Raw genomic sequence first — 13,803 nt, forward strand, 5'->3', positions numbered from 1 at the left:
CTTAAATAACTACTTTAATTATACCACAATTATCCTTATAATATCTATTCTTATTCCATAACTCTACTAATTGTTGTAAATAAGACATACTCATTGCTTCATATATCTCGTTTGTAAGCAAATCATATAAATGATATTCATCATTAATTTGCACCAAAACTAGATCATATTCACCTAATTTTTCCAAAATAAAACCTCCTTTTTAGCATTCTATGCGATAAAGAAGGTTTTATTACAAAGATATAAAACTAAACTAATTGATAACATAGTTCCACCAAGTACATCACTAAAATAATGTACCCCAAGATATACCCGACTTAAATCAACAGCAATAATAATTATTACCGATAATCCAATTAAAATATAGCGAAAAGATAAATTACTATGATACAAATAATAAATAATCAACGCATATAAACAACTGACAGCCATTGCATGCCCACTTGGAAAACTATAATTTGTTTCTACCACCAAATGAACCACATCTGGTCTTGGTCTTTTAAAAATAAATTTTAACAATCTATTTATCAATTGCTGTAAAAAAGAAACAATTAAACAATTCCAAGCAATTCTTTTACTAAAAGCAAAAATTAAAATAATTACACCAAGAATTCCCAAAAAACTGCCAAGATGGGTAATCATAATAACCACTTTTGTAACTTCTACACTTTCAAAGCTATGAAGACCTTGATATATTAATATATCCAATGATGCAATAATACCGGTTTGAACTAAAAAACAATCTATTACAAAAAGTATTAATGGTACTATAAACAACCATGGTTTATAGTTCTTTATTGACCCTAATGCCATTTTCCTTAACAATAAAAGCCGGTACTCCTACAACAGTACAATTATCAGGAACATCAGCCAAGACAACTGTTTGTGCTCCTACAATACTATTATTACCAATCGTCACATCACCAATAACTTTAGCTCCAGCAGAAACCATAACATTATTTAATAATGTCGGATGTCGTTTAACTTTATGTTCACCAGTTCCTACTCCACCTAAAGTTACTCCCTGATATAAAACACAATCATCACCAATAATTGTCGTTTCTCCAATAACAACTCCCATACCATGATCAATAAATAATCTTTTACCAATCGTAGCACCCGGATGTATTTCAATTCCAGTAAAAAATCTTGCAATTTGGCTTAATAACCGTGCTAAAAACTTTAAATGTAACTTTTTCCAAAGAAAGTTATTAATACGATAACAAAACATTGCATGAACCCCAGGATAGTTAACAATTACATTCAGGGCGTATCTTGCAGCAGGATCAGTTTCTAATACTTTTTTTATTAAACTCTTATCTCTCATGTTTTCACTCCTCTAGTTAATATAACGATTATTTGTAAATATTGCAACTATTATATTAATAATTTATGATTCTATCTTACCTTTTTATAGGCAAAAAGACTGACTTTTAATCATTTATAAAAATAAACAGAATCCATCCCCTTTGGATCCTGTTTGAAATATTAGATACTATTATAGTGTGTATCTTTCTTCCCCTTATAAATCATTAAATGATTTATAAACAAATTATAATCATTAATTTATAGATGTCAATAAATTAATTAAAAAAACTAATTTTTATCCTATTTTTAGTATATATCTAAAAAAATTAAGATTTATTTTATAAATGTATACAATCATATCATTCAAAATCTTATTGATTAATTTTTACTAATAACTCTTCTTAACTTATTATATCTTTCTTTATTCAAAATAAGTCCGCATCTTAGTTATAATTACATGTTAATATTGCAATTAAAGCGAATTTATGGTATTTTATTATGGTAAACATTAAAGGAGAATGGGTATGTATTTTGTAATAAATTGTTTTATTAGTGCAGTATGTATTGTTTCTTTAATACTATTTACTGAAGTTTTTCCAAAATTGATTAAATTATTAGTTGGAGCAGTTCAAGTTATTACAACTTCTTATGCAATTGCTATTTTAATCAAAAAAATTGGTGAATGGACTTCTATTTGGTCTGGAGATTATAAGTATATTAATTCTAATTTCTTATGGATCTTACCAATCGTAGCTGTAATAACTATTCTAATAGCATACATCTGCAATAAAAAATCAAAAAATTCAAAGAAAAAATAAAAACATGAATTTTAAAATTCATGTTTTTATTTTATTCCTTTTTCTAAAGCAATCTGTTTTAAAGTCTTAGCCATCCGTTTTAAAGCATCAATAACCAATTTATCATCACGATAAACCCCTAAAACAATCCGAAGATAACCCATACCACCTGGTCCATAATTTATACCATCATTCACAGCTACTTTTGCCTCTTCCACTAATCTTTTACAAATAACTGCACTCTCCCCTAATTCACTAACATCTACCCAAGCCAAAAAACCAGATTCTGGTAATTTCATTTTTACACCTGGGATATCATTTAAAATTTCATAAGCAACATGTCGCCTATAATCATAAGCTTTTTCAAATACCTCCATAAACTCTGGATGTTTAAAAGCTTCAATAGCCGCAATCTGACTAACCGTATTAGTAGCACCAATAACACTTACAGCACAACCATACATTATATCCATAATTACATCACTAGCAATAATATAACCAACACGATATCCACTCAATCCCATTCCTTTTGATATTGAGCAAACAGTAATTGTATGTTTAAACATATCAGGTAAACTCATTGGGGCAATAAATTCATTTTCATAAGTAAAATCCTCAAATGCCTGATCACAAACAAGAATTAAATCATATTTCAAAACTACTGTTCTAATCGCTTCTAAACTTTTACGATTATATACGGTTGTTGTAGGATTATTAGGGTGCGTTAAAACAATCATTTTTGTTCTATCAGTTACTAAAGCTTCTAAAATATCTAAATCAATCTGATAGTTATTATCAGCTTTTAATTCTAAAGCCATTGGTGTTGCCTGCATCATTTTAATATTTTGCAAATTATTAGGATAACATGGACAAGGAATAATGACCTCATCTCCTTTTTGCAAAAAAGGAAACATAGCAAAAAATAGAGCACTATCACTTCCTGGCGTCACAATAATATTGCGATCAGGTTTTAATTCTACACCATACTTATTTCTAGCCCGATTACAGATTATCTCTCTAAGCTCCATATTTCCCGTTGGAGCCGTGTAATGTGCTGAGATAGGTGATTGAATAGCTTCAATAGTTTTTTTCATTATATGCTCAGGAATAGAAAAATCCGGCATAAAGGGATCTGCCCAACCCATTAAAGCAACACCATCTTTCGCCATCTTTGTATAGCCATCTCCCACATCAGCTTTTTCTACTTTACTAAATAAGCCACCTTCAAAGTTCAAAAACTCTTTTTTCATTTTATTTTTCATATTATACCTACTTTATAAAATAAATATTTTTGCGACCAGGATGCAAATAAATTAAACCATCTTTAGTAAATGCTACTGTCTCCTCTGTATAAAAATAATAATCTTGTCCAAATACTGTTGCTTTTGTATTTAATTCTAAAGCATAAGTTGTATCATATGACATTAAGACATCACCTTTAACTGGAATAGCATTTTGATTATTCCATAAACCAATAGTTGGACCAGGCCCATGTCCATAAATATTACATGGATGTGAATATAATGTTGCTTCTATACCCTCAATTTCAGCTTGTTTTAAAGCATCTTTTAAAACTGCATTCCCACTTTTATTTTCTGCCATACAGCTAGCAACAATATCTTGAAAACGATCATTAATCTTCATTCCAGCAGCTATATCAACAGGTAAACAATCTTCATCATCTTTAGCAACATAAGCTAATCTTTGCGTATCAGTACAAATATTCAAATATTTAATTCCAAAATCACAATGCAATAAATCACCCTTTTCAATAACGCCAAAATATCTTGGATTATCTAAACCAGGTCTTTGTAGATCAACAGTAGGCTCAAACCAATAATCTAAACCTAAGTCTTTTACTTTCTGCATCATTAACCATTGTAAATCCTCACAAGTTGTAGTACCTGGTATAATACTTTTCTTACTAAATGCTTCTTCAATAACTGAAAAAGCAACATCCATTACTTCTGGGTGAAGTTCTAATTCAGTTGGAGTTCTAAGTTCCATTAACTTTATTGCTAGCATATCATTACGAACAATTCTTTCAACATATTTTTTGTCCATCTTGCTAGTAATCATTTCATATAACCCTTGAGTTAATCCATCACTAAAAGCAAAATTATCAGAAACATTAACTGCAATATTTTTAGGATCAAATTCTTTACACAAACGATTTAAGCAAACCATTTGATCTTCATGGTTAAAATCTTTCCAATAACTTGTATAATAAGGAGCTAATTCCTCACTTGGCATACATAATGAAAAACGATGAACTTTATCATTTTCTTTAACAAAAACAAATAATGAAATTCGCCTAGCTGTAGGATAATTAGATGGTGTAATAGCATGAAATAAAGGATCTTCATTATATTCTTTTGAAGCACTGATCCACATATCAACATCGTTATCTTTCATTACTTGTGGTAAAATAATTTCTAAACGTTCTTTTAAACAAGTATCTTTAATTTCATATTGTTCTTTTATTGATTTTATTTTAATCATTATTATCCTCCTATTAAAATAAGGTACACCTAAAGTGTACCTTATTGATAGCTAACTCTTATTTTTCAATCTTAGCATAAAATAATTTATAATGACCTTCAGGTGAATGTGTAACACCAGTTACTTTAGATGATAATAAATATGGTTCAGTATATCCAAATAATGGAACTATATAATGTTGATCTCCAACTAAATAATTTTCAGCTTGGTGTAAACCATTCATACGTTCAGCATGATCATCTAATACATTAGCAGCTGCTACTAAACCTTCAAAAGTAGCATCATCAACAGTATTACCTAAAGTAGTTTTACCAATATACATTGATAAATATGCCATTGGATCAATGAAGTCAGCAGTCATTGCATGACGGCAAAGTTCAAAATCACCTTTATCACGTTCATCAAAGAATGCTTCTTTTTCAGTTGCAACTAATTCAACATTAATATAAGCTTCTTTCATAGATGCTTGTAAAGCTTGAGCTACATTTTTATGCATAGTGTTATCGTTATATTTATATGTTAAATTTAACATATTATCTTTACTATAACCTTTAGATTCCATGATTGCTTTAGCTTCATCTAAATTGTATTCAGCTAATTTTTTAACTTCGTCTTGTTCTTCACGGAAATCACCAGATGCTCCTGGAATACCCTTAGGAATCAATCCACTTAATTCATAAGCATTATCACCATAACCTAATGCTTGTAAAACATTATCACGATTAATAGCTAAACCGATTGCATTACGGATATCTTTATCCTTTAATACTTCATTTGTATTTTCTTCACCAGCATTAATTAATACATAGTAGTTACATACAAATGGATCGATTTTCCATGATTGAGCACTTAATTCTTCTTTACTATTAATTGTGTCAATATTACATGAAGTAGCAAAATCAAGTTCTCCACTTTCAAATGCATTAGTTTGTGCATCCATATCAGCCATTACTTTAAATGAAATTGTATTAATAGATACTTTATCAGCATCAGCAAATTCTTCATTCTTTTCTAAGAAAACTTCATCTTTAGTATTTACAGAAGTAACTTTGAATGCCCCATTGTAAGGAACATCATCTTTATTTCCCCAAGATGAATCAGTTAAATCACCATCTTTAGCGTTATCTTTTAAATAATCTTCTCTTAGTGGATAGAATACAGTGTTAGTTAATAAAGAAGTGAAATAAGCACATTTAGCTTTTAATTTAATTTCGATAGTAGTATCGTCTAAAGCTTTTGCACCGAAATCTTTCAATTCATCCATAGTAGTATATGGTGTATCAACTTCTGCACCAGTTTTTTCATCTTTTACCATGTGAGAAGTACCTTCAATATATTGCCAGATAAATTGTGTATAGTATCCTTGAGTAGGAACTGCACGTTTCCAAGCATATACGAAGTCAGAAGCTTTTACTGGTTTTCCATCGCTCCATTTAGTACCTTTCTTCATTTTAATTGTGTAAGTTAATCCATCTTCACTGATTTCAGGCATATCAGTAGCTAAATCAGGAATAACATTACCATCTGTATCAAGTGTATATAATCCTTGATAAACTTGTGCTAAAATGTTAGCAGTAATTGAGTCATCTACAATTGCAGGGTCTAAATCTGCAGTATCCCCACCAACAGCAACTCTTAAATCAGCTTGGTTTCCTCCGCCACAACCTGTTAAACAAGTTAAAGCCATTAGGAAACAAAGACTATAAGTTAATAGTTTTTTCATGTTTTTTCCCCTTTCAACTTTCAACTATTTTTCATATAAGAAACATGCTACTTGACGATTACCAATATTTTTTAATGTTGGTTTTTCCTTGGCACATCTCTCAGTCGCCTTTGGACAACGTGTCCTGAATACGCATCCACTAGGCGGATTTATCGGACTTGGAAGTTCACCTTCCAATACGATACGTTTTTTACTGCGGGCAGTCTTAGGATCCGGAATTGGAACCGAAGATAATAATGCCTGCGTATATGGGTGTAATGGCTCATGATAAACATCATCAGCTTCCCCAACTTCAACTATATTTCCTAAATACATTACTCCAATCCGATCTGAAATATGTTTAACCATACTCAAATCATGAGCAATGAACAAATACGCAATTCCCATTTCTGCCTGAATTTTTTCAAGCAGATTAATAACTTGAGCTTGAATTGAAACGTCAAGAGCCGAAATCGGTTCATCACAAACAATAAATTTAGGATTTAAAGCAAGTGTTCTAGCAATCCCAATTCTTTGTCTTTGACCACCTGAAAACTCATGTGGATAACGTCGAATATGGTCAGGTTTTAACCCAACAATTTCTAATAATTCACGAACTCTTTTTTCACGCTCTTCTTTTGTATCATAAACTCCATGAATATCCATTGGTTCACGAATAATTTCCCCAACTGTCATTCTTGGATTTAAACTTGCATAAGGATCTTGAAAAATCATTTGCATATTTTGGCGGAACTCTTTTAACTTTGCTCCTTTGATTTTCGTTATATCTTCACCTTCAAATATAACTTTACCAGCAGTAGGTTCATAAATTTTAACTAACGCTCTACCAGTAGTACTTTTTCCACATCCTGATTCACCTACTAAACCAAATGTTTCACCTTTAGCGATTTCAAAATCTACACCATCAACCGCTTTAACAATTTGTTTTTTAGCTAGGAAACCACCAGAAACTGGGAAATGTACTTTAAGACCTTTTACTTTTAATATTGGTTCACTCATTTTCTATTCCCCCTTCTTTAAAACCTTAGGATTTCCAAGCCAGCATGAACAAGTGTGGGTTTTCGAATATTCACGATATTCATCCATCTTAAGTGGACAAATATTCATTGCATCTTCACAACGATCTACGAAAGGACACCCATCAGAAATATTCAATAAATCAGGTGGTGATCCTGGGATAGGATGTAATTCTTTTCTCTCCATATCTTCTGGATTTGCAATGCATGATAGTAGTCCTTTTGTATAAGGATGTTTAGGACTATAGAAAATTTCATCTGTAGTACCCATCTCCACGATCTTACCACCATACATGATTGCAATACGATCACAAATACTAGCAACAACACCAAGATCATGAGTAATCATAATAATACCAGAATCAATTTCATCTTTTAAACTACTAATCAACTCCAACACTTGAGCTTGAATAGTTACATCCAAAGCTGTCGTTGGTTCATCAGCAATAATAATTTTTGGATCACAAGCCAAAGCAATCGCAATAATTATTCTTTGTCTCATTCCTCCAGAAAATTGGTGTGGATACTGACGAATACGACTTTCTGGAGAAGGTATTCCTACCTTTTTCATTAAATCAATTGCTTTATTACGAGCATCTGCTTTAGATATTCCCGGATTATGATTGATAATTGGCTCAATCAATTGGGTTTCAATTCTAAGGGTTGGATTTAAAAATGTCATCGGATCTTGGAAGATCATCGCCATATCATTTCCGCGAATATCATCCATTGTTTCTTCATACTTTTTGTTTGAATCAAAACTTAATGGCGAAATTTCTTTACCATCTATTTTAATTGATCCATTAATTACTTTACCATTGGCAGCAAGTAATCCCATGATAGAAAACATTGTTTGCGATTTTCCAGAACCAGATTCCCCAACAATACCTAATACTTCACCCTTATCTACATAAAAAGATACATCTCTAACCGCTTTTACAGTTCCGTTTTCAGTACTAAATTCAGTAGTAAGGTCATTAACTTCTAACATTTTCATTTTATAACTCCCCTCCTACTTCTTTTTAGGGTCAAGGGCATCCCCTAAACCGTCTCCAATAAAGTTTAAAGCCAACATCGTTAAACAGATTGCTAATATTGGCCAAACAACCTGTAAAGGTTGTGAGCTAATCATCGCTCTAGCATCATTAGCTAATGTTCCCCAGCTTGCTTTTGGTGCTGAAAGCCCAATTCCTAAAAATCCTAATGTTGCTTCATAAAAAATTGAACTAGGAACTAACATTGAAAATGATACAATGATTGGTCCCATACTATTAATGATTAAGTGTTTTAACAAAATTCGTGGTTTACTTGCCCCCAAAACAAAGGCTGCTAAAGAAAATTCTTGTTCTTTTAAAGTCATAACCTGCGCTCTTACCTGTCTAGCCATACCCATCCATGAAGAGATACAAATTCCAATAATTATTGATAAGAAATTTGATCCCATAACAACTGTAATCATGATTAAATATAACATATCAGGAATTGAATACAAAGCATCAACGATACGCATCATGACCATATCTACTTTTCCACCAATATACCCAGCAATAGCGCCATAAGTAACCCCTACTAATAAAGAGATAATCGCTGCTGAAAATCCTACTGAAAGAGAGATTCTACCACCATACATAATTCTTACTAGGACATCCCGTCCAAAACGATCTGTTCCTAAAAAGTGTTCCATAGATGGACCAGCAAATGTATTCGCCATATCTTGCCCATCATAAGTATACTGAGAAAAAATTGGTATTAAAATACTACAAATTGCCATTAATGCCAAGAAAAATAGTCCAACTAAAGCTAACTTATTAGCTTTAAAACGATTCCAAGCATCAGCTAAATAAGTTTTACTTTCATATGAAATTTTTTCACTATTCTTTTTTGAATCATCTAACTTCTCAAACATATCAGGAGTAAGTTCGATGTCCATAACTTTATTTCCTTCCATCTTGCTCCTCCTTATTTTAATTTAATTCTTGGATCGACTACTGCTGATAAAATATCAGTAATAATATTAAATGTAATAACTAAAAATCCCAAGAAAATTGTAAGTCCCATAATCATTGGATAATCACGTGTTTGGATACTAGAAACCATTTCACGTCCAATTCCCGGAATCGCAAATAACGATTCAATAACAAAACTTCCCGTAAGCATATATGCAAATGCTGGTCCCGCATATGTAATAACTGGAATCATTGCATTTTTAAGTGCATGTTTAATTACTACCTTTTTATATGATGTTCCTTTTGAACGCGCCAAAATAATATAGTCCTGTTTCATAACTTCCAACATACTACTTCGTGTCAAACGACAAATCATTGAAATTGGATAGAACGATAAAGCCATTACTGGCAAGACATAATTAGCTGGCGTATCTAGCCCAACAAATGGGAAAAGCTTCAGCTTAACCCCTAAAACAATCATTAACAAAATACCTATCAAAAATGATGGTACTGATACCCCGATCGTTGCAATAAACATACAAAGATTATTCACCCATTTACGTTTCGAAAGGGCTGCTACTGTTCCTAAAGTAATGCCTATTACTAAGGCTGTAGCAAAAGCAGTTGATCCTAATCGTGCTGTAACTGGAAAACTTTGAGTAATCGTATCAGAAACTTCACGTCCAGAACGCACCATACTTTCACCTAGATCTCCGTGAATCAAATCTTCCATATAGATAGTATATTGCTCAAAAACCGGCTTATCTAAATTATACTTTTTAATTGCCAATTCCCGCTGTGCCTGATTTTTATATTTTTCACCACTAATTGGTGATCCTGGTGTTGCCTTCATCAAAAAGAATGTTGCTGATGAAAGTAAAAACAGGGTTACAATTCCAATAAGCACACGTTTTAAAACATACCTAAACATCTAATCACCTATTCCTTTACTTTATATACTTATTAGGATACCTTAAAATGTCCCAAATTTCAAATACTTTTTTACACACAAAGTCCGCATTTATCAATGACTTTAGCCCAAAAACCGCTAATTGTATACGATTATACAGATTTAAAAAAAAATAATTTTTTTTCTTTTTTTTCTTAAAATCTATTAATTTCGATGAAAAAAAACAAATATGTATTAAAATAAATACAATTTATTCACTTTCATAAATACCTCTTCCAGCAAGCTTTGCTTCATCATTTGCAGCAATTATTTCACTTTTATAAGTATAATCATAACCATAATCATAAAACTTCTCAACCAGTCCCGCTCGCGCCAATTTTTCCTGTAACAACTCACCATCAACAAATACCCATGCAAGCATACGATCATACTTATCCACTGTCTCACCATCCTCATTTAGCTCCAGTTCTATTTTTTTAGCATTAGTTAATTGAGCTTGGGTATAATCACTAGCCTCTTTACCATAAGGCTCTACTTGATTAGTCGATTCTGGTGTATCGATATACAAAAATCTTACCTTAGTACTTTCACCATCAATATTAAACCATGCTGTATCACCATCAACACATTTATCCAATGTTACTTCAAAACGCTTACCTGGAGAAATAGTTTTATGCTCCTGATAAAAATTATATCCAAAAATTATCAAGATCACTATTATTCCTAACCATGATTTAGATAATTTATTACACTGTGCTTTTGTCATTTTAATTTTTTTAGCCATTTATACCTACCGCCTTTTTAGCTAATTTATCTGCTCTTTCATTATAAACATCACCACTATGGGCTAACACTTTAACAAAAACAATATCCATTGATTCTCGATACTGGATTACCTTTTTTTGATATTCCTGAGTTTTTATTTTATTAGCTTTCCATGATCCATTAGCCCATTTTTCAATTCCCTCATAATCATAATAAATACATACTTGCATATAACCGTTGTTTTTAGCAAATTCCATAGCATAAAGGCTGCCTAATATTTCACCTGCCACATTTCGCATTGAAGCATAATTGACATCATTGCCTTTATCATACACTTCCTTGATTACCTGGCCACCCTCGATCAATACACAACCAAATCCGTATTCTTTAGTTTTAACATTATAGCTTCCATCAACATAAGCAATCAATCCTTGTTCAAAAGTGACCTGCTTTTCTTCGATAAACATTTTAGCTTCATTTTCACTACTAAAAGATTTATACACTGCCCCGCTATATCTATCAACCTGCATTTTACATTCATCCCATGATAAATAAATCCCTGGTTTTCGTCCTACTTTTACTGCATAATATTTTGCCATAACTACTCCTTATATAAAAATATATCCTATTTTAAACCAGAAAAAATAAATAGTAAAGAGACTGGTTGTCTAATTAATAATAATGAGTATAATTAAATTATTAGAACTAAAGGAGATATAATATGAATATTGAAGAAAGATTTTTAAAATATGTTAGTTTTGATACTCAATCAGACGAATATTCCAATACTACTCCATCTACTTTAAAACAATTAGAGTTAGGAAAAGAATTGGTTAAAGAAATGTTGGAAATTGGAATCGAAGATGCTCATTTAGATGAATTTGGCATCGTTTATGGAACAATTAAGGGTAATAGCAAAAACGGTGATGTAATAGGTTTTATTGCGCACATGGATACCTCTCCTGATGCTAGCGGTAAAAACATCAAACCACAAAAAATTACAAATTACGATGGTTCTATCATTGAACTTAACAAAGATCTAAACTTATCTTTAGACCCAAAAGAATTCCCTAGTTTAAAGAAAATGATTGGTCACGATCTAATCACTACAGATGGTACTACATTGCTAGGTGCTGATGATAAAGCTGGAGTTGCGATTATTATGGATCTAGCTGATTATTTATCTAAACACCCTGAAATCAAGCATAATGACATTAAAGTAGCTTTTACACCAGATGAAGAGGTCGGACGTGGAACCGATAATTTTGATGTAAAAAAATTTAATGCTAAATATGCCTATACATTAGATGGTGGAGATATTGAAGAATATAATTATGAAAATTTTAATGCTTACAGCGCTAAAGTAGAAATCACTGGTAAATCGATTCATCCAGGCGATGCTAAAAACAAAATGGTCAATGCAGTTAATATTGCCATCGAATTTGAAAATATGTTACCTGCTGATCAAAAAGCATATTATACAGATGGCTATGACGGATTTAACCATTTACATCATTTAGAAGGTAATTGTGAAAAAGCTACTTTAGAGTATATAATTAGAAATCATGATCTACATTTAGCAAAAAAACAAATTAACGATTTTGAAAGAATCAAAAAATATTTAGATGATAAATATGGTTATGAACTAATCAAACTAGACATCAAAGAATCATATTTAAATATGGCTGAAGTAATTAAAGAAAATTATTATATTATTGAAAAATTAAAAGAAGCTATGAAAAAAGTAGGAATCGAAGGTCATGCTAGTCCAATTAGAGGGGGAACAGATGGAGCAAGATTAACATTTATGGGATTACCATGTCCAAATATCGGTGCTGGGGGAGCTAATTTCCACGGTCCATTTGAGTATGTTTCACTTACAATGATGAAACAAGCTGTAAAAATATTAACAGAAATCATAAAAGTGTAAAATTATGAAACGCTGTTTATTTATTGTAAACCCTTCATCTGGACAACGTTCTTTACAAAATAATTTAGATAAGTTAATTGGTCAACTGATCATCAGACAACTAGTAAATCATGTAGATATTTTTTATACCGCTAAAAAAGATGACGGTTACTATAAAGCATTAAAATGCGATGAAAAAGATTATGATTTTATCGTTGTTGTCGGAGGTGACGGTACAATCAATGAAGTAGTAAGTGGAATGGTTGAAAGTCATAAAACTATACCTTTATGTATTTTAGCTGCAGGAACAGTTAATGATTTTGCAAACTATTTAAATTTACCAACTAACATTAATAATATCTGTGATATGATCAGCAATTTCCATACTGTCTGCTGCGATGTTGGTAAAATTGATAATCATTATTTTATGAATGTAGCTGCTGGTGGAATGTTTAGCGATGTCTCTTTTACAGTTAGTAAAGCCGATAAAAAAAGACTTGGTCCTTTAGCCTATTACCTTAGTGGATTAGCTAATTTACCAAGTCAACTAAATACTAATATTAATCTTAAAATCATCCTTGATGATGTAAATGTAATTGAGGAAGAGGCTAAAATGTTTATGGTTACTAACACTAATCGAGTTGGTGGTTTTGAAAACATCATTCCATTAGCTGATATCCAAGATGGATTATTAGATTTAATTATTATTAAAAAATGTTCTGTTACCGATTTAGTTGCCCTATCTAAAGATTATATTTTAAAAAAACATGCTAATAGTCCTTTTATTGCATATTTTCAAGCTAAAAAAATTGAAATATATAGTAAACAAGAAGTATTACTTGACATTGATGGTGAACAGGGCTCACCACTTCCAGCAACTATTCAAGTTATTAGTCAAGCCGTTAATATTTTAATTCCAATTTAAGG

Annotated in this window: 15 protein-coding genes; 3 read left to right on the top strand and 12 right to left on the bottom strand. The window is 31.4% G+C overall.

What is annotated here, in order from left to right; all coding sequences use genetic code 11:
* Position 1 precedes the first annotated feature (1 nt).
* From OC535_RS10375 to epsC, 3 genes are read right to left on the bottom strand one after another with little or no spacing between them, the layout of a single operon-like run.
* Positions 2-187 carry a hypothetical protein gene (locus tag OC535_RS10375; RefSeq protein ID WP_498823764.1) on the bottom strand — a complete coding sequence of 62 codons (186 nt, stop codon included), beginning with the start codon at positions 185-187 and terminating at the stop codon, positions 2-4.
* A 23-nt stretch (positions 188-210) separates the two neighbouring features.
* Positions 211-813 (bottom strand): phosphatase PAP2 family protein, encoded by a 603-nt coding sequence (locus tag OC535_RS10380; RefSeq protein WP_498823765.1) that lies wholly within the window; start codon positions 811-813, stop codon positions 211-213.
* On the bottom strand, positions 785-1,327 hold the full coding sequence (epsC, locus tag OC535_RS10385; RefSeq protein WP_498823766.1) for a serine O-acetyltransferase EpsC: 543 nt from the start codon (positions 1,325-1,327) through the stop codon (positions 785-787). Before epsC ends, OC535_RS10380 begins: the two co-directional genes overlap by 29 nt.
* Before the next feature lie 505 nt (positions 1,328-1,832).
* Between epsC and OC535_RS10390 the strand changes: the two genes are divergently transcribed.
* Positions 1,833-2,126 carry a hypothetical protein gene (locus OC535_RS10390; protein ID WP_498823767.1) on the top strand — a complete coding sequence of 98 codons (294 nt, stop codon included), beginning with the start codon at positions 1,833-1,835 and terminating at the stop codon, positions 2,124-2,126.
* Positions 2,127-2,152: 26 nt separating this feature from the next.
* On the opposite strand, the gene OC535_RS10395 is transcribed toward OC535_RS10390, so the two are convergent.
* The 9 genes from OC535_RS10395 to OC535_RS10435 form a co-directional block, all read right to left on the bottom strand.
* The gene (locus OC535_RS10395; protein WP_498823768.1) at positions 2,153-3,367 is read right to left on the bottom strand and encodes a pyridoxal phosphate-dependent aminotransferase; all 1,215 of its coding nucleotides are present in this window, start codon (positions 3,365-3,367) and stop codon (positions 2,153-2,155) included.
* Positions 3,368-3,374: 7 nt separating this feature from the next.
* Positions 3,375-4,607, bottom strand: coding sequence for a M24 family metallopeptidase (locus OC535_RS10400; RefSeq protein WP_498823769.1), 1,233 nt, complete (start codon positions 4,605-4,607; stop codon positions 3,375-3,377).
* 58 nt (positions 4,608-4,665) lie between these two features.
* Positions 4,666-6,330 carry a peptide ABC transporter substrate-binding protein gene (locus OC535_RS10405; protein ID WP_498823770.1) on the bottom strand — a complete coding sequence of 555 codons (1,665 nt, stop codon included), beginning with the start codon at positions 6,328-6,330 and terminating at the stop codon, positions 4,666-4,668.
* A gap of 24 nt (positions 6,331-6,354) precedes the next feature.
* Positions 6,355-7,329, bottom strand: coding sequence for an ABC transporter ATP-binding protein (locus OC535_RS10410; RefSeq protein ID WP_498823771.1), 975 nt, complete (start codon positions 7,327-7,329; stop codon positions 6,355-6,357).
* Positions 7,330-7,332: 3 nt separating this feature from the next.
* Complete coding sequence (locus OC535_RS10415; protein WP_498823772.1) at positions 7,333-8,343, bottom strand: ABC transporter ATP-binding protein; 1,011 nt, start codon at positions 8,341-8,343, stop codon at positions 7,333-7,335.
* 15 nt (positions 8,344-8,358) lie between these two features.
* Positions 8,359-9,294, bottom strand: a complete 936-nt coding sequence (locus OC535_RS10420) for an ABC transporter permease (RefSeq protein WP_498823773.1) — start codon at positions 9,292-9,294, stop codon at positions 8,359-8,361.
* 11 nt (positions 9,295-9,305) lie between these two features.
* Positions 9,306-10,223: an ABC transporter permease gene (locus OC535_RS10425; protein ID WP_498823774.1), complete on the bottom strand. Its 918-nt coding sequence runs from the start codon at positions 10,221-10,223 to the stop codon at positions 9,306-9,308.
* A gap of 229 nt (positions 10,224-10,452) precedes the next feature.
* Complete coding sequence (locus OC535_RS10430; protein WP_498823775.1) at positions 10,453-10,986, bottom strand: thermonuclease family protein; 534 nt, start codon at positions 10,984-10,986, stop codon at positions 10,453-10,455.
* The gene (locus OC535_RS10435) at positions 10,979-11,566 is read right to left on the bottom strand and encodes a ribonuclease H1 domain-containing protein (RefSeq protein ID WP_498823776.1); all 588 of its coding nucleotides are present in this window, start codon (positions 11,564-11,566) and stop codon (positions 10,979-10,981) included. Before OC535_RS10435 ends, OC535_RS10430 begins: the two co-directional genes overlap by 8 nt.
* Before the next feature lie 122 nt (positions 11,567-11,688).
* Here OC535_RS10435 and pepT point away from each other — a divergent pair, with 122 nt between their 5' ends.
* Both pepT and OC535_RS10445 read left to right on the top strand, forming a co-directional pair.
* A complete protein-coding gene (gene pepT, locus OC535_RS10440) occupies positions 11,689-12,897 on the top strand; it encodes a peptidase T (protein WP_498823777.1) in 1,209 nt (402 codons plus the stop codon).
* 4 nt (positions 12,898-12,901) lie between these two features.
* Positions 12,902-13,801 carry a diacylglycerol/lipid kinase family protein gene (locus OC535_RS10445; RefSeq protein ID WP_227053073.1) on the top strand — a complete coding sequence of 300 codons (900 nt, stop codon included), beginning with the start codon at positions 12,902-12,904 and terminating at the stop codon, positions 13,799-13,801.
* The last annotated feature ends 2 nt before the right edge of the window (positions 13,802-13,803 follow it).

The organism is Clostridium sp. Marseille-Q5894 (assembly GCF_946902305.1).
GTDB lineage: Bacteria > Bacillota_I > Bacilli_A > Erysipelotrichales > Coprobacillaceae > Thomasclavelia.